Below are 18,001 nucleotides of genomic sequence, written 5' to 3' on the forward strand. Positions count from 1 at the left end.
GGACCGGCCTCAGGTCAGGCTGGTGTCCACCACACGGCGCTCCAGCGCCAGGAATTCCTTGGACTGCATCTCGTTCAGGCGCGAGACGGTACGGGGGAACTCATGGGCCAGCGGGCCCTCAGTGTAAAGCTGCTCGGGCGGCACGGCGGCCGAGATGACCAGCTTGACCCTGCGGTCGTACAGCACGTCCACCAGCCAGGTGAAGCGCCGCGCGGGCGATGCCATGTTGACCGGCATATAGGGCACGTCGGACAGCAGCACGGTGTGGAACTGGCTTGCGATCTCCAGGTAGTCGTTCTGCGAGCGCGGGCCGCCGCACAGCTCGCGGAAGTCGAACCAGACCACGCCACCGGCGCGGCGGCGCGCACGGATCTCGCGCGCCTCGATGTGCAGCACTGGGTCTTCGTCCTTGACTTCGGCCAGCTTGTCGAAGGTTTCGGTCATGGCCGCATCGGCCTGTGCACCCAGGGGCGTGTGATAGAGCCGGGCGTTTTCCAGCGTGCGGCGGCGGTAGTCCGTGCCGTTGTCCACGTTGACGACTTCCATGCGCTCGTTGAGCAGGTCGATGGCCGGCAGGATGCGGTCGCGGTGCAGCCCGCCCGGATACAGCTCGTCGGGCTTGAAGTTGGAGGTGGTGACAAAGCCCACGCCGTTGGCGAACAGCGAGACCAGCAGCCGGTGCAGGATCATCGCGTCCGTGATGTCGGCGACGTGGAATTCGTCGAAGCAGATCAGCTTGTACTTCTTGGAGATGCGCGCACCCAGCACGTCCAGCGGGTTCTGCGTGCCCTGCAGCACGGCGAGCTCGCGGTGGACCTCGCGCATGAATTCGTGGAAATGCAGGCGCACCTTGCGCCTGAGCGGCACGGCATTGAAGAAGCAGTCCATGAGAAAGCTCTTGCCGCGCCCCACCCCGCCGTACATGTAGACGCCGCGGGGAATCTCGGGATGGTTGATGAGCTTCTTGAAGGCGTTGGAGCGGCGCTGGCGGTAGACCGCCCAGTCGTCGGCACAGCGCTGCAGCGCCTCGACGGCGCGCAACTGCGCAGGATCACTGTGAAAGCCCTTGGCTACCAGTTCGGCCTCGTAGGCCTCTCGCACTGAAACGCTCATGCAGCATCAACCATTCGCTATGTATTCAGAAGCTGAAAACGCTTGCAGGGCAAGCGCTTTCAGGTCTTTGGCTTGGGCTAGATGGCTAGCCTGGCACTCAGAAATTCAGAGTGCGCTTGTCGACGGCCAGTGCCGCTTCCTTGGTGGCCTCGGACAGCGAGGGGTGGGCGTGGCAGATGCGGGCAATGTCTTCGCTCGATGCCTTGAACTCCATGGCGACCACGGCTTCGGAGATCAGCTCCGAGACCATGGGGCCGACCATGTGCACGCCCAGGATTTCGTCGGTCTCGGCATCGGCCAGGAACTTGACCATGCCCGTGGTATCGCCCAGGGCGCGCGCACGGCCGTTGGCCAGGAAGGGGAAGGTGCCAGCCTTGTACTTGACGCCCTGCTCCTTCAGTTGCTGCTCGGTGCGGCCCACCCATGCGATTTCGGGGCTGGTGTAGATCACCCAGGGAATGGTGCCGAAGTTCACATGGCCATGCTGGCCGGCAATGCGCTCGGCCACGGCCACGGCCTCTTCCTCGGCCTTGTGCGCCAGCATCGGGCCGCGCACCACGTCGCCCACGGCCCAAACGCCGGGCAGGCTGGTCTTGCAGTCGTCATCGACCACGACGCAGCCGCGCTCGTCCAGAGCCAGGCCCACGGCCTCGGCATTGAGGCCGGCCGTGTTGGCGGTGCGGCCGATGGAGATGATCAGCTTGTCGGCCTCCAGCGCCTGGGCTTCACCCTTGGCGTTGGTGTAGGCGATGGACACGCCCTTCTTGCCGCTCTTGATTTCGCCGATCTTCACGCCCAGCTCGATCTTCAAGCCCTGCTTGTCGAACGCCTTCTTGGCTTCCTTGGCGATCTGCTCGTCCACGGCGGACAGGAACTTGTCCATGCCTTCGAGCACGATCACTTCCGTGCCCAGGCGGCGCCAGACCGAGCCCATTTCCAGGCCGATCACGCCAGCGCCGATCAGGGCCAGCTTCTTGGGGGCCTTGCCCAGGCGCAGAGCGCCGTCGTTGGACAGGATGTTCTCTTCATCGAAGGGCACGCCGGGCAGCGCGCGGGCGCTGGAGCCCGTGGCGACCACGATCTGCTTGCCCGTCAGCACTTCCTCTTCCTTGCCGGCAACCTTGATCTCGTAGCCGCCCTCGACCGCCTTGACGAACGAGCCACGGCCGTGGAAGAAGGTGACCTTGTTCTTCTTGAACAGGTACAGGATGCCGTCGTTGTTCTGCTTCACGACCGCATCCTTGCGGGCGATCATCTTGGCCACGTCCATCTCGACCTTGCCGGTGGAGATGCCATGGTCGGCAAAGTGCAGATTGGCGTGCTCGAAGTGCTCGGACGACTGCAGCAGGGCCTTGGAGGGAATGCAGCCCACGTTGGTGCAGGTGCCGCCCGGAGCGGCGCCGCCCGCGGCGTTCTTCCACTCGTCGATACAGGCCACGTTGAAGCCCAGTTGTGCGGCACGGATGGCGGCGATGTAGCCGCCAGGGCCCGCGCCGATGACGATGACGTCGAATTGCTTGCTCATTTCAGGAATCTCTTGTCTGTGATGCATGAAAAAACCCACCGCAGGGCACGCGGCCAAGGGTGGGTTTTCGTCGTGTCGAACCCTGTGGAATTACAGGTCGAACAGCAGGCGCGAAGGATCTTCCAGCGCGTCCTTCATGGCCACCAGGCCCAGCACGGCTTCGCGGCCGTCGATGATGCGGTGGTCATAGGACATGGCCAGATAGTTCATCGGGCGGACCACGACCTGGCCGTTCTCGACCATGGCGCGGTCCTTGGTGGCGTGCACGCCCAGGATGGCCGACTGGGGCGGGTTGATGATGGGGGTGGACATCATCGAGCCGAAGGTGCCGCCGTTGGAGATGGAGAAGGTGCCGCCGGTCATGTCTTCAATGCCCAGCTTGCCGTCTGCCGCCTTCTTGCCGAATTCGGCAATCTTCTTTTCGATGTCGGCGAAGCTCATCTGGTCTGCATTGCGCAGGATGGGCACCACCAGGCCACGGGGCGAACCCACGGCGATACCGATGTCGAAGTAGCCGTGGTAGACGATGTCGTTGCCGTCCACGGAAGCATTGAGCACGGGGTACTTCTTCAGGGCGTGCACTGCCGCCTTGACGAAGAAGGACATGAAGCCCAGCTTGGTGCCGTGTTCCTTGGTGAAGGCGTCCTGGAACTTCTTGCGCAGATCCATCACCGGGGCCATGTTCACTTCGTTGAACGTGGTCAGGATGGCGTTGGTGGACTGCGACTGCAGCAGGCGCTCGGCCACGCGGGCACGCAGGCGGCTCATGGGCACGCGCTGCTCGGGACGGCCGCTGAGGTCTTCCTTGGCAGCGGGAGCCGACACCTGGGGCAGCGCCTTGGTGGGCACGCCGGTGGGGATGACGGCAGCCGTGGACTGCACGCCGCCCTTGACGGCGGCCAGGGCGTCGCCCTTGGTCACGCGGCCATCCTTGCCGGAGCCAGCCACGTTGGCGGCCGACAGGTTGTTCTCGGCCAGCAGCTTGGCAGCGGCGGGCATGGCGACATCGCCCTTGCTGCCGCCAGTGGCAGCAGCAGCGGCGGGAGCAGCAGCAGGCGCTGCGGCAGCGGGAGCGGCGGCTGCGGCAGGAGTGGCAGCGGCCACGCCGGCCACGCCTTCGGTATCGATCTTGGCGATCAGCTGCTCGGCCACCACGGTGGCGCCGTCACCTTGCACGATCTCGGCCAGCACGCCAGCGGCGGGTGCGGGCACTTCGAGCACGACCTTGTCGGTTTCGATTTCGATGAGGATCTCATCGATTGCAACCGCTTCGCCGGCCTTCTTCTTCCAGGTCAGCATGGTGGCCTCAGCGATGGACTCGGACAGCTGGGGAACTTTGACTTCAACGATAGCCATTTGTGATTCTTTCCAAAAGTGTTCTGTACTGATACGTAGCGGGTGGGGGCTGCCTTACTTGTTCAGGACAAAACCCTTGAGCTTGGAGAACGCGCCTTCCACCAGGGCCTTTTGCTGCTCCTGGTGCAGGTGTGCGTAACCCACGGCGGGCGATGCCGAGGCAGCGCGACCGGAGTAGCCCAGCTTCTGGCCATCGAGCATGTTCTCGTGGATGTAGTGCTGCACGAAGAACCAGGCGCCCTGGTTCTGCGGCTCGTCCTGGCACCAGACGATCTCGGTGGCGTTGCCGAACTTCTTGAGTTCAGCGGCGAAGGCCTTGTGAGGGAAGGGGTACAGCTGTTCGACGCGGATGATGGCGACGTCCTTGCTTTCCTTCTCGGCGCGCTTCTTGACCAGGTCGTAGTAGACCTTGCCCGAGCATGCGATCACGCGCTTGACCTTGGCCGCGTTCTTCACGACGGCTTCGTCCTGCTCGGGGATCACGGTCTGGAAACCACCGCTGGTGAACTCGGACAGCGGCGAGGTCGCGTCCTTGTTACGCAGCAGCGACTTGGGGGTCATGATGACCAGCGGCTTGCGCAGCGGGCGCACCATCTGGCGACGCAGCACGTGGAAGATCTGGCTGGCCGTGGTGGGCTGCACGATCTGCATGTTGGCGTCGGCGGCCAGCTGCATGAAGCGCTCCAGGCGTGCCGAGCTGTGCTCGGGGCCCTGGCCTTCATAGCCGTGCGGCAGCATCAGCGTCAGGCCGTTGATGCGGCCCCACTTGACTTCACCGGAGGCGATGAACTGGTCGATCACCACCTGGGCGCCGTTGGCGAAGTCGCCGAACTGGGCTTCCCAGATCACCAGGGTGTTGGGATCGTTCGACGCATAGCCGTACTCGAAGCCCAGCACGGCCTCTTCGGACAGGATGGAGTCGATGACGGTGAACGGAGCCTGGCTGTCGGCCACGTTCTGCAGCGGGATGTAGGTGCCTTCGCTCCACTTTTCACGCTTTTGGTCATGGATGACCGAGTGGCGGTGGGTGAAGGTGCCGCGGCCGCAGTCCTCGCCCGACAGGCGCACGGGGTAGCCCGATGCGACCAGCGATGCGAAGGCCATGTGCTCGCCCATGCCCCAGTCCACGTTGACATCGCCGCGGCCCATGGCTGCGCGGTCGTCATAGACCTTCTTGACCAGCGCGTGCGGGGTCACGGTCTCGGGAATGGTGGTGATGCGTTCGGCCAGGCGCTTCCATTCGGTCAGCGGGATGGCGGTGTCGCCGGCGTCGGTCCAGGTCTTGCCCAGGAACGGGCTCCAGTCCACGGCGTACTTGCTCTTGAAGTTCGTCAGCACCGGGTCCACGGTGTGGCGGCCTTCGTCCATGGCGGCGCGGTAGGCCTTGGCCATGTCGTCGCCCAGCGATTCGCCCAGGCCTTGCGTGGCCAGCTTGTCGGCGTACAGCTTGCGGGTGCCGGGGTGGGCGCCGATCTTCTTGTACATCAGCGGCTGGGTCAGGGCAGGCGTGTCCTGCTCGTTGTGGCCCAGCTTGCGGAAGCAGACGATGTCCACGACCACGTCCTTGGAGAATTCCATGCGGAATTCCAGCGCCAGCTGCACGGCCAGTGCCACGGCTTCCGGATCATCGCCGTTCACGTGCAGCACGGGCGACTCGATCATCTTGACGATGTCGGTGCAGTACAGCGTGGAGCGGGTGTCGCGCGGATCGGAGGTGGTGAAGCCGATCTGGTTGTTGATGATGATGTGCACCGTACCGCCCGTGGTGTAGCCACGGGTCTGGGCCAGCGCCAGGGTTTCCTGGTTCACGCCCTGGCCGGCAAAGGCGGCATCGCCGTGCACCAGCACGGGCAGCACTTGCTTGCCGTGCGGGTCGTCGCGGCGGTCCATGCGCGAGCGCACCGAGCCTTCGACCACGGGGTTGACGATTTCCAGGTGCGAGGGATTGAAGGCCAGCGACAGGTGGACAGGGCCGCCAGCGGTGGACACATCGGAGCTGAAGCCCTGGTGGTACTTCACGTCGCCCGAGGGCAGATCTTCGGGAGCGGTGTGATCGAACTCGGCAAACAGGTCCTTGGGCATCTTGCCCAGGGTGTTGACCAGCACGTTCAGGCGGCCGCGGTGGGCCATGCCGATCACGACTTCCTGCACGCCCTTCTGGCCGGCAGCGTTGATCAGCTCGTCCATGGCGACGATGAAGCTTTCGCCACCTTCCAGCGAGAAGCGCTTTTGGCCGACGTACTTGGTGTGCAGGTAGCGTTCCAGGCCTTCGGCAGCCGTCAGGCGGTCGAGGATGCGCTTTTTCTGGCTGGCGTCAAAGCTGGGCTTGGTACGGCTGGTTTCCAGCTTTTGCTGCCACCAGCGCTTTTGCGTCTGGTCGGTGGCATACATGTACTCGGTGCCCAGGGTGCCGCAGTAGGTCTCGCGCAGCGCGTTCATCAGCTCGCGCAGCGACATGCTTTCCTTGCCGAAGAAGGTGTTGCTCGTGTTGAACACCGTTTCCTGGTCGGCATCGGTGAAGCCGTAGAACGACGGCTCCAGCTCGGGAATTTCGGGGCGCTCGGTGCGCTTGAGGGGATCGAGATCGGCCCAGCGTGCGCCGACATTGCGGTAGGCGGCGATCAGCTGCTGGACGGCGGTGCGCTTGCGGCCCAGTTCGGAGTCGGCGCCGGAGGCCACGACCACCTTGGTGCCGCCTTGCTTGGCGCGCTCGGCGAAAGCGTTGATGACGGGCTGGTGCGGGACGTCCTTGGAGTCCGTGCCGTCGACTGCGGGCACATGTTGCAGTGCATCAAAGTACTCGCGCCAGGAATCCGGCACGCTACCGGGGTTGGCCAGGTAGTTCTCGTACATTTCTTCGACGTAGGGGGCATTGCCGCCGAAGAGGTAAGTATTGCCTTGATAGGCTTGGTAGACCGACGTCTGATCGCTCATATTGCGCTGACCTCCGCCTCCCTGAAGGAGGCATTAGCTGGTTTGTAGAACCTTCCGCGACACGGCTGTACCGATTGGCGGATGCGACTGTGGCTGGGGAAGGGCCTGGTTGCGACCGCCATTGTGCCACCGTTCAAACATCGCAGCAGGGCAGTTACCAAGCGATTACCTGGACCCTCCGGGAGTTCCCGCAGTCGCGTACATTGGCGCATCTTCCGAACGGACCGACAGATGAACCTGCTGCCCTTACACAAACGCACTTTCATGCTGCTGCTGATCGCGGCGACCATAGGCTTCGGTGCCGTGCTCTGGGAATTCATGGGGGCCATCTTCTGGGGCGTCGCCCTGGCCATCCTGTTCTCGCCGCTGCACCGGCGCCTGCTGGCGCGCATGCCCCGGCGCACCAATCTCGCCGCCCTGTCCACCCTGCTGCTGTGCCTGGTCGTTGCCATCCTGCCGCTGGCGCTGATCGGCGCCTCCCTGGTGCGCGAGGCCTCGTTGATCTATGAGCGCGTCAACAGCGGCAACCTGGACGCGGGCACCTATCTGCAACAGATCATGGACGCCCTGCCCTCCTGGGTCACACCCTGGCTGGAGCGGTTGCACCTGGGCTCGCTGGCCGAGCTGCAGGACAAGCTGTCCAGCATCGCCATGCAGGCATCCAAGCTGGCCGCCACCAAGGCGCTGGGCATAGGCCAGAACACGTTCGGCTTCCTGGTGGGCTTTTGCGTGATGCTGTACCTGCTGTTCTTCCTGCTGCGCGACGGCCGTGACCTGACCCAGCGCATCCGCATGGCGATTCCGCTGCAGGCCGACCACAAGGCCGAGCTGTCGAGCAAGTTCACCACCGTGATCCGCGCCACCGTCAAGGGGAACCTGGCCGTGGCGGCCGCCCAGGGCGCGCTGGGCGGGCTGATCTTCTGGATCCTGGGCATCCAGGGGCCCGTGCTGTGGGGCGTGGTGATGGCCTTCCTGTCGCTGCTGCCCGCCGTGGGCGCCGGCCTGATCTGGGCCCCTGTGGCCATCTACTTCCTGGCCACCGGCGCCATGGGTAAGGGCCTGATCCTGATCGCCTACGGTGTGCTGGTGATCGGCCTGGTGGACAACGTGCTGCGCCCCTTGCTGGTGGGCAAGGACACGAAGATGCCCGACTACATCGTGCTGATCTCGACGCTGGGCGGCATGGCTCTCTTCGGACTGACGGGTTTTGTGATAGGCCCCGTGATCGCGGCCCTGTTCATGGCGATCTGGGACATGTTCTCGCGCATGCAAGTGCAGGATGAGGAAAAGCGCCGCCAACTTGCCCAGGCAGGTTTGGCGCATGCTGAATATCAGACATCGAATGATATGGACCTCAAGCAAGCACCGCAGGATCCGCGCCCGCCGGCACGCTGAGCCTGCTCCGGCCCCTCCCTCTGGACGGGGGCCGGAAATCCATTTTCAGGCATTCAATGGGTGCAAATGGATCGCATTCGCGCAATAGCCTGGATCCATCGACCCCATTCATCCATTCAATGAATGGCGGATTGATATAAAACAAAATGTCCGAAGCCCTGAATCCAGATAATCATTTCAACTGATGATCCCGCCGGGCGGCGCCCCGGCAAGCCCCGCGCAGCAAGGCCTGGCGTGGAGCTTGCGCGCGAATGCCGCACAGGACGACTCAGGATTAAGGGTTATTTCCCGGATTGATTCCGGGGTGCACTCGTAGAATTTGCTTACAAGCGTCAATTTCTATTAGAAGGTACCCCACATGGTCCAATTCTCCAGACGCCAGTTCATGAAAGTGACTGGTTCGACTCTGGCCGGATCCAGCCTGGCGTTGATGGGCTTCTCGCCCACTGCCGCCCTGGCTGAAGTGCGCCAGTTCAAGCTGGCCGCCACCACGGTCACCCGCCAGACCTGTACCTACTGCTCGGTAGGCTGCGGCATCCTGATGTATTCGCTGAGCGACGGCGCCAAGAACGCCAAGCTGTCGGTGATCCATGTCGAGGGCGATCCGGACCACCCCGTCAACCGCGGCACGCTGTGCCCCAAGGGCGCCTCGCTGCTGGACTTCGTCCACAGCCCGCACCGCCTGAAGTACCCCGAGTACCGCGCCCCCGGCTCCAACGAGTGGAAGCGCATGTCCTGGGACGAGGCACTGACGCGCATCACCAAGCTGCTCAAGGACGACCGCGACGCGAACTTCGTCGAGCAAAACGACAAGGGCCAGACGGTGAACCGCTGGCTGACCACCGGCATGCTGGCCGCCTCGGCCTCCAGCAACGAAGCCGGTTACGTCACACACAAGGTTGCCCGTTCCTGGGGCCTGCTCGCACTCGATAACCAAGCACGTGTCTGACACGGCCCGACGGTGGCAGGTCTTGCCCCGACGTTTGGCCGTGGAGCGATGACGAACCATTGGGTCGACATCAAGAACGCGGACGTTATCCTGATCATGGGCGGCAATGCCGCTGAAGCACATCCCTGCGGTTTCAAGTGGGTGACCGAAGCGAAGGAGCACAACGGTGCGCACTTCATGGTGGTCGATCCGCGCTTCAACCGCTCCGCCTCCGTGGCCGATTTCTATGCCCCCATCCGGTCAGGCTCGGACATCGTGTTCCTGGGTGGCGTGATCAACTATCTGCTCACGAACGACAAGATCCATCACGAATACGTGAGGAACTACACCGACTTCTCGTACATCGTGAAGGAGGAGTTTGCGTTCGACGAAGGCATCTTCTCGGGCTACGACCCGCAGACACGCAAATACGACAAGTCCAGCTGGGACTATGAGCTCGACGCCGACGGCTACGTGAAGGTGGACGCCAGCCTGCAGCATCCGCGCTGCGTGTACCAATGGCTCAAGCGCCACTACGCCAGCTACACGCCCGAGAAGGTGGAGAGCGCCTGCGGCACGCCCAAGGAAAAATTCCTGCACGTGTGCGAGAAGCTGGCATCGACCGCCGTGCCGGGCCGCGTCGCGACCATCCTGTACGCACTGGGCTGGACACAGCACACCACGGGCGCGCAGATCCTGCGCACGGGCGCAATGGTCCAGCTGCTGCTGGGCAATATCGGCGTGGCCGGTGGCGGCATGAACGCGCTGCGCGGGCACTCCAACATCCAGGGCCTGACGGACCTGGGCATCCTGTCGGCCTCGCTGCCCGGCTACCTGACGCTGCCCAACGAAGGCGAGCAGGACTACCAGAAGTACATCGACGCGCGCACGCCCAAGGCCATGCGCCCGGGCCAGATGAACTACTGGTCGAACACGCCCAAGTTCCACGTGAGCCTGATGAAGGCCTGGTGGGGACCGGCGGCCACGGCCGAGAACAACTGGGCCTTCAACTACCTGCCCAAGCTGGACAGGCAGTACGACATGCTGCAGGTGTTCGACCTGATGGCGCAGGGCAAGATCAACGGCTACATCGCCCAGGGCTTCAACCCGCTGGCGGCCCTTGCGAACAGCAACAATGTGCGCGAAGGCCTCAAGAAGCTGAAGTTCCTGGTGATCATGGACCCGCTGGTCACCGAGACATCGGAGTTCTGGCAGAACCACGGCGAGTTCAACGACGTGGATCCGGCATCGATCCAGACCGAGGTGTTCCGCCTGCCCACGACCTGCTTTGCCGAGGAAGACGGCGCCGTCGTCAGCTCCTCGCGCGTGCTGCAGTGGCACTGGAAGGCGGCCGAGCCTCCGGGCGAGGCCAAGACCGACATCGCCATCATGTCGGCCCTGCACCTGCGCCTGAAGCAGGCCTATGAGAAGGACGGCGGCAAGTTCCCCGAGCCGATCACCAAGCTGTGGTGGCCCTACGCCCATGCCGATCATCCGACCTCGGAAGAGATCGCCAAGGAGTACAACGGCCGCGCCCTGGTGGACCTGTTCGACCCCAAGGACCCGACCAAGCTCATCCGCAAGGCCGGCGAGCAGCTGGCCGGCTTCGGCGAGATGCGCGACGACGGCACGACGATGGGCGGCTGCTGGATCTGGGCAGGATGCTGGACCTCGTCCGGCAACCAGATGGCCCGGCGCGACAACAGCGACCCCACGGGCATAGGCAACACGCTGAACTGGGCCTGGGCCTGGCCGGCCAATCGCCGCGTGCTCTACAACCGCGCCTCCTGCGACCGCAACGGCCAGCCGTTCGATCCCAAGCGCACGCTGATCCGCTGGAACGGCAAGGCCTGGGGCGGTGCCGACGTGCCCGACATGGGCCCGACCATGCCGCCGGAGACCACCGATCCGTTCATCATGAACCCCGAGGGCGTGGCGCGTTTCTTCGCCCGCAAGGGCATGAACGAGGGACCGTTCCCCACCCACTACGAGGCCTTTGACAACCCGCTGGGATACAACCCCATGTATCCCGACAACAAGCTGGCTGTCATCAACCCGGCCACGCGCATCTTCGACTCCGTCAAGGATTCGGCGGGCTCGCCCAGCGAGTTCCCGCACGTGGGCACAACGTACCGCCTGACCGAGCACTTCCACTACTGGACCAAGCACGTTCAGCTGAACAACATCGTTCAGCCCGAGCAGTTCGTGGAAATCGGCGAGGCGCTGGCCAAGGAACTGGGCATCGAGACCGGCCAGCATGTGAAGGTCAGCTCCAAGCGCGGCTTCGTCAAGGCCGCCGCCGTGGTGACCAAGCGCATCAAGCCCATGAAGATCGATGGCAAGACCATCCACCACGTGGGCGTGCCCATTCACTGGGGCTTCTCGTCGACGGGCCGCAAGGGCTACATGGCCAACAACCTGACGGCATCGGTGGGCGATGGCAACAGCCTTACCCCGGAATCCAAGACCTTCCTCGTGAAGGTGGAAAAGGTTTAAGGAGCAGCTGATGTCATCAACCATGTCTCTCGATATCAAGCGTCGCTCGGCCACGACGACGCCTGCTCCCAGTGCGCGCGAAACGCACAGCGGCGAGGTGGCCAAGCTCATCGATGTCTCCAAGTGCATCGGGTGCAAGGCCTGCCAGACCGCCTGCATGGAGTGGAACGACCTGCGCGACGAAATCGGAACCTGCGCGGCCGGCGTCTATGACAACCCGACCGATCTGACCGATCAGTCGTGGACCGTCATGCGCTTTACCGAGTACGAGAACGAAGCAACCGGCAACCTGGAGTGGCTGATCCGCAAGGACGGCTGCATGCACTGCGAGGACCCGGGCTGCCTGAAGGCCTGCCCCTCGCCGGGCGCCATCGTGCAGTACAGCAACGGCATCGTGGACTTCCAGCAGGACCAGTGCGTGGGCTGCGGCTACTGCGTCACGGGCTGCCCGTTCAACATCCCGCGCATCTCCAAGAAGGACCACAAGGCCTACAAGTGCACGCTGTGCTCGGACCGCGTGGCCGTCGGCCGGGAGCCGGCCTGTGTCAAGACCTGCCCCACCGGCGCCATCATGTTTGGCACCAAGGAGGCGATGAAGGACCAGGCCGAGCACCGCATCGGCGACCTCAAGCGGCGCGGCTATGCCGAGGCCGGCCTCTATGACCCGCAAGGCGTGGGCGGCACCCATGTGATGTACGTGCTGCATCACGCGGACAAGCCTTCGCTGTACAAGGGCCTGCCCGACGACCCGAAGATCAGCCCCATGGTGTCCCTGTGGAAGGGCGTTGCCAAGCCGCTGGCCATGGCCGCGCTGGGCGCAGCTGCCGTCGGCAGCCTGTTCCACTACATCACCAAGGGCCCGAACGACGTGTCCAAGGAACTGGAAGACGAAATGGACCGCAAGGACCAGGAAGCCACTGAAAAGGAGGCCCGCCGATGAAACGCAATCCACGTGACCTGGTGCGCTACAACGCATCGGAGCGTGCCAACCACTGGGTGGTCGGCATCTGCTTCATCCTGCTGGCGCTGTCGGGCCTGGCATTCTTCCACCCGGCCTTCTTCCCGCTCACTCAGCTGTTCGGCGGCGGGCCGTGGACGCGCATCCTGCACCCCTACATCGGGGTGGTGATGGCGCTGTTCTTCATCATCATGGCGCTGCGCTTCTGGCGCCTGAACGTGGTCGAGCCTCGCGACATCGAGTGGCTCAAGAACGTCAACAAGATGATCGACGGCGACGACCACGACATGCCCGAGCAGGGCAAGTACAACGGCGGCCAGAAGCTGCTGTTCTGGGGCCTGGTCATCGGAATGCTGGCGATCACCGTGACCGGAGCGCTCATGTGGCGCGCCTGGTGGACGCTGCCCGTCAACGTGGTGCGCGCCGCCTCGGTGGTGCATGCCATTGCGGGCGTGTGGATGATCGGCCTGATCATCATGCACGTGTACGCGGCCATCTGGACCCGGGGCACCATCCGCGCCATGCTGTACGGCACGGTGACGCGGGCCTGGGCCAAGCAGCACCACCGGGGGTGGTATCGCAAGATGACCGGGGACAACGACTGAGCCCCCTGAGCGGCTGCGCCGCTTCCCCCTCTCGCTTCGCGGGGGGGACGGCACCCTCGGTGCGGGGCGGCCCTTCCTCGGTGCCCCTGCTCTGGGGCACGCCGGTTTCATAGGCCAAGGACAATGCGGAACCCCGTGTTAGCCTTTCGCCTGAAGCCACCAGCCGCCCGGCGTCCATGGACGCTGGGCGATTGTCTTTTTGGAACATTCCAATGCAACGCATTCTTCAACCTGGCGATATCGAGTCGCTGGACCACACCAGTTTTCCGCGCGTGCTGCTGCCGCAGTTGCCGGGGCTGTTCGTCGAGCGGGCGGCGCGGCTGCGGCAGCTGGCCGAGGGCAATCCGATTGCCGACTATCTGCGGTTCGTGGCGCAGATCGTGGACGCGCAGGGCAAGGCGGCCGGGCAGTTGACGCTGGCCGCGCCCGATGCGGCGCTGATTGCGCGGGCGCAGGAGCATTCGATGCCGCTGCTGCCTGCCGCCGACCATATCGATGCCGCTTGGCACGGTGTGCTGGACCGCATGCTCGATACCCTGTCGGGCGCCGATGGCCTGCCTGCGCCGCTGCAGCCGCTGCTGCAGGAGCTGCGCGCGCTGGACACGGCCGGGCGTGACGAGATCGCGCAGCGGCTGCTGCAAAAGGAAGTGGCGGCCCGCCACGTGGGCATGGCGCCTTTTGTGATGGCTGCGCTGCAGGTGGTGTTTGCCACGCGCGCCAGCGGCCTGAGCGCACGCGACGTGCCCTATACCGATCCCGCCTCGATCTGCCCCGTCTGCGCCAGCGAGCCCGTGGCCAGTGTGCTGCGCATTGGCGGCAAGGCGGCGGGCCACCGCTACCTGCACTGCGGCACCTGCTGCACGGAGTGGCACATGGTGCGCGTCAAGTGCTCGCACTGCGAGTCGACCAAGGGCGTCGAGTACCAGGGCATCGATGGCGCAGGCGATACCGTGCTGGCCGAGACCTGCGAGGAATGCGGCAGCTACCGCAAGGTGGTCAACCAGGAAAAGGACCCGATGGCCGAGCCCCTGGCCGACGACCTGGCCTCGCTGATGCTGGACCTGCTGATGGGCGAGGAGACGCGCTTTCAGCGCGCCAGCGCCAATCCCCTGCTCTACGTGGCCTTTGCCGAGGAGCAGGATGAGGCCGGCGACGCGCTGATCGACCCCGCCACGCCTGCTGCCTGACCCTTTCGCACGCCATGACCGATACCGCCGCCCCCTCTGCCGCATCCTCTGCCGCCTCCCCTGCCCCGTCCGCGCTGCGCCTGCCTGCCGTGGACAAGGTGCTGCTGAGCGCCGACATGCTCGCGCTGCGCGAGCGCCACGGCCTCGATGCCTGCACCCAGGCCGTGCGCGAGACACTGGCACAGATGCGGGCCGATGCGCAGGAGCGGCTGCGGTCCGGCGAGCCCGATGCAGGCGCGCCCGGCATCACCGAGGTGATCCAGGCGGCCGGCCTGCGCCTGGCGCGGCGCTTTGCGCCCCGCCTGCGCACGGTCTTCAACCTCACGGGCACGGTGCTGCACACCAACCTGGGCCGCGCCCTGCTGCCGCAGGAGGCCGTGGACGCCGTGGTGGCAGCCATGACGGCGCCGGCCAACCTGGAGTACGACCTGGAGGACGGCGGCCGTGGCGACCGCGACGACCTGATCGAATCCCTGGTCTGCGAACTCACGGGTGCCGAGGCCTGCACCGTCGTCAACAACAACGCCGCCGCCGTGCTGCTGACCCTGGCCACGCTGGCGACCGGGCGCGAAGTCATCGTCTCGCGCGGCGAGCTGGTGGAGATCGGTGGAGCCTTCCGCATTCCCGACGTGATGACGCGCGCAGGCGCCACCCTGGTCGAGGTGGGCACCACCAACCGAACCCATGCGCGCGACTATGAAGGCGCTGTCGGCGAACACACCGGCCTGCTCATGAAGGTGCATTGCAGCAACTACGCCATCACCGGCTTCACCAAGGCCGTGAGCGACGCGGAGGTGGCATCCATTGCCCATGCGCACGGCCTGCAGATGGTGGTGGACCTGGGCAGCGGCACCCTGGTCGATCTGCGCGAATGGGGCCTGCCCTACGAGGTCACGGTGCGCGAGACCATCGAGTCGGGCGCCGACATCGTCACCTTCAGCGGCGACAAGCTGCTGGGCGGCCCGCAGGCCGGCCTGATCGTGGGCCGCAAGGACCTGATCGCCCGCATCAAGAAACACCCGCTCAAGCGCGCACTGCGCGTGAGCAAGCTCACCCTGGCCGCGCTGGAGCCCACGCTGCGCCTGTACCTGCATCCTGAAAAGCTGGCCGAACGCCTGACCACGCTGCGCCTGTTCACACGCCCCCAGGCCGACATGCAGGCCCGCGCGCAGGCGCTGCAGCCGCTGGTGCAGCAGGCGCTGGGCAGCCGCTACGTGGTGGAAACCGCCGAGATGAACAGCCAGATCGGCAGCGGCGCCCTGCCCGTGGAAAACCTGCCCAGCTGGGGCCTGCGCCTGCATCCGGCCGACGGTCGCCAGGCCGGCCGCCAGCTCACCCGGCTGGAGGCCGGCCTGCGCAGCCTGCCCCGCCCCGTCATCGGCCGGCTGCATGACGACGCGCTGTGGCTGGACCTGCGCTGCCTGGAAGCGGCCGACGAGCCTGCCTTCACCGAACAGCTGCCGCTGCTGCACATCGCCTGAGGACGAACGCATGATCATCGGCACCGCCGGCCACATCGACCACGGCAAGACCACCCTGGTGCGCGCGCTCACGGGCGTGGACACCGACCGCCTCAAGGAAGAGAAGGCACGCGGCATCTCCATCGAGCTGGGCTATGCCTACACGCCGCTGCCCAATGGCGAGGTGCTGGGCATCATCGACGTGCCCGGCCACGAAAAGTTCGTGCACACCATGGCCGCAGGCGCCGTGGGCATAGACCATGCCCTGCTGGTGGTGGCGGCCGACGACGGCGTCATGCCGCAGACGCGCGAGCACCTGGACATCCTGCAGCTGCTGGGCGTGCGCGAAGCCACCGTGGCCCTGACCAAGGCCGACCGCGCCACGCCCGAGCGGCTGCAGCAGGTGCGTGCCGAGATCGAGTCCCTGCTGGCGCCCACGCCGCTGGCAGGCGCCCCGGTCTTTCCCACCGCCGCCGCCCAGCCCGGTGACGCTGGCGTAGCGCAGCTGCGCGAGCATCTCATGGCGCGCGCCCAGTCCATTCCCGCGCGGGCCAGCGACGGGCTGTTCCGCCTGGCCGTGGACCGCAGCTTCACGCTGCCGGGCCAGGGCACCGTGGTCACGGGCACCGTGTTCGGCGGGCAGGTGAAGGTGGGCGACACGCTGGTGCACTCGGCCTCGGGCACCGAGGTGCGCGTGCGCAGCCTGCATGCCCAGAACCAGGCCAGCGAACAGGGCCTGGCCGGACAGCGCTGCGCGCTCAACCTGTCGGGCATTGCCAAGGAAGCCATCACGCGCGGCGACTGGATCGCCGACGCCCGGCTGCTGCAGGCCAGCGACCGGATCGACGTGCGCCTGCAACTGCTGGCCGATGCGCCATCACTGGCCCAATGGACGCCTGTGCATGTGCACATCGGTACGGCGCGCTGCACGGCCCACGTGGCCCTGCTGCAGGACCAGCCGCTGGGCCCGGGCGAACAGGCCATAGTCCAACTGGTGCTGGACATGCCCGTACATGCCCAACCCGGCGACCGGCTCATCGTGCGCAATGCCCAGGCCAGCCGCACCATTGCCGGCGGCAGCGTCATCGACCCCTTTGCACCCGCACGCAAGCGCCGCAGCCCCGAGCGCACGGCCTATCTGCAGGCGCTGGAATCGCTGATTGCCACCGGGGACGCCAGCGCGCTGGTGCAAGGCGCGGCGCACGGCATTGCCACGTCGCAGCTCATGCGCCTGACGGGCCGCGCATCGGTGGCCACGGATGCCCGCCTGCATCGCCTCCCCTTGGCGGAGGGCGATACGCTGCTGCTGGGCGAGGCACGCTTGCAGCAGCTGCGCAACCAGGTGCTGGACAGCATGGCGCGCTTCCACGACAAAAGCCCCGACGAGCCCGGCGTGAACGCCGCACGCCTGCGCCGCATGGCACTGTCGGGCCTGGTGCATGCAGGGCATGACGCGCTGTGGAAAGGCCTGCTGCAAGCCCTGCTGCAGGACGGCAGCCTGGCCGCCAGCGGCGCCTGGCTGCACCTGCCCGGCCACAGCGTGCAGCTGTCGGACAGTGAAAAGCAGATCGCCCAGAAACTGCTGCCCGCCATCGAGGCCGGCCGCTACGACCCGCCCTGGGTGCGCGACCTGGCCCGCGACAGCGCCACCGGCGAGGAAACCGTGCGCCAGCTGCTGCGCAAGCTCGCACGCCAGGGCCAATTGTTCCAAGTCACCAAGGACCTGTTCTACACGGCAGCCCGCATGGACGAACTCGCGGCCCTGGTCCGCGAGCTGGCCTCCTCCACCCCCAACGCCGAAATCCAGGCCCACGCCTTCCGTGACGCCACCGGCCTGGGCCGCAAACGCGCCATCCAGATCCTCGAATTCTTCGACCGCATCGGCTACACCCGCCGCCTGCGCGACGCCCACCTGCTGCGCCCCGATGTGCAGTGGACCACTGGCGCCACAGCAAGAATCTGAGGCAAGGGGCCGCTACAATGGCGAGCTTTGTTTCGCCACGGCGCCAGCAACCGGCGCGGCCCAAGGCGAGGGACACCGAGC

Annotated in this window: 11 protein-coding genes; 7 read left to right on the top strand and 4 right to left on the bottom strand. The window is 65.6% G+C overall.

Translation table 11 applies throughout. From position 1 onward, the window contains the following. Nucleotides 1-9 precede the first annotated feature (9 nt). The 4 genes from zapE to IB269_RS16880 all read right to left on the bottom strand — a co-directional run bounded on the left by zapE (nucleotide 10) and on the right by IB269_RS16880 (nucleotide 6,928). Entirely contained in the window at nucleotides 10-1,113 is a 1,104-nt protein-coding gene (zapE, locus tag IB269_RS16865) for a cell division protein ZapE (RefSeq protein WP_013802657.1), read from the bottom strand. A 97-nt stretch (nucleotides 1,114-1,210) separates the two neighbouring features. Then, the gene (gene lpdA / locus IB269_RS16870) at nucleotides 1,211-2,638 is read right to left on the bottom strand and encodes a dihydrolipoyl dehydrogenase (protein ID WP_192367755.1); all 1,428 of its coding nucleotides are present in this window, start codon (nucleotides 2,636-2,638) and stop codon (nucleotides 1,211-1,213) included. A gap of 90 nt (nucleotides 2,639-2,728) precedes the next feature. Next, on the bottom strand, nucleotides 2,729-3,994 hold the full coding sequence (gene odhB / locus IB269_RS16875) for a 2-oxoglutarate dehydrogenase complex dihydrolipoyllysine-residue succinyltransferase (RefSeq protein ID WP_192367756.1): 1,266 nt from the start codon (nucleotides 3,992-3,994) through the stop codon (nucleotides 2,729-2,731). 54 nt (nucleotides 3,995-4,048) lie between these two features. Beyond that, nucleotides 4,049-6,928 (bottom strand): 2-oxoglutarate dehydrogenase E1 component, encoded by a 2,880-nt coding sequence (locus IB269_RS16880; protein WP_013802660.1) that lies wholly within the window; start codon nucleotides 6,926-6,928, stop codon nucleotides 4,049-4,051. Between the two features lie 231 nt (nucleotides 6,929-7,159). On the opposite strand from IB269_RS16880, the gene IB269_RS16885 reads away from it, so the two are divergent. From IB269_RS16885 to selB, 7 genes are all read left to right on the top strand, one after another. Continuing rightward, complete coding sequence (locus tag IB269_RS16885) at nucleotides 7,160-8,323, top strand: AI-2E family transporter (RefSeq protein WP_192367757.1); 1,164 nt, start codon at nucleotides 7,160-7,162, stop codon at nucleotides 8,321-8,323. 358 nt (nucleotides 8,324-8,681) lie between these two features. Continuing rightward, a complete protein-coding gene (gene fdnG / locus IB269_RS16890) occupies nucleotides 8,682-11,747 on the top strand; it encodes a formate dehydrogenase-N subunit alpha (RefSeq protein WP_080518199.1) in 3,066 nt (1,021 codons plus the stop codon). Between the two features lie 10 nt (nucleotides 11,748-11,757). Further along, nucleotides 11,758-12,687 carry a formate dehydrogenase subunit beta gene (gene fdxH / locus IB269_RS16895; protein WP_063326298.1) on the top strand — a complete coding sequence of 310 codons (930 nt, stop codon included), beginning with the start codon at nucleotides 11,758-11,760 and terminating at the stop codon, nucleotides 12,685-12,687. Further along, nucleotides 12,684-13,310 (top strand): formate dehydrogenase subunit gamma, encoded by a 627-nt coding sequence (locus IB269_RS16900; protein WP_012205324.1) that lies wholly within the window; start codon nucleotides 12,684-12,686, stop codon nucleotides 13,308-13,310. Before fdxH ends, IB269_RS16900 begins: the two co-directional genes overlap by 4 nt. Nucleotides 13,311-13,522: 212 nt before the next feature. After that, nucleotides 13,523-14,497 (top strand): formate dehydrogenase accessory protein FdhE, encoded by a 975-nt coding sequence (gene fdhE, locus IB269_RS16905; RefSeq protein WP_192367758.1) that lies wholly within the window; start codon nucleotides 13,523-13,525, stop codon nucleotides 14,495-14,497. A 14-nt stretch (nucleotides 14,498-14,511) separates the two neighbouring features. Continuing rightward, nucleotides 14,512-15,978, top strand: coding sequence for an L-seryl-tRNA(Sec) selenium transferase (gene selA / locus IB269_RS16910; protein WP_192367759.1), 1,467 nt, complete (start codon nucleotides 14,512-14,514; stop codon nucleotides 15,976-15,978). 10 nt (nucleotides 15,979-15,988) lie between these two features. Further along, complete coding sequence (gene selB / locus IB269_RS16915; protein WP_192367760.1) at nucleotides 15,989-17,920, top strand: selenocysteine-specific translation elongation factor; 1,932 nt, start codon at nucleotides 15,989-15,991, stop codon at nucleotides 17,918-17,920. Nucleotides 17,921-18,001: the final 81 nt, after the last annotated feature.

This window comes from Delftia sp. DLF01 (assembly GCF_014852125.1).
Classification (GTDB): Bacteria; Pseudomonadota; Gammaproteobacteria; order Burkholderiales; family Burkholderiaceae_C; genus Comamonas; species Comamonas acidovorans.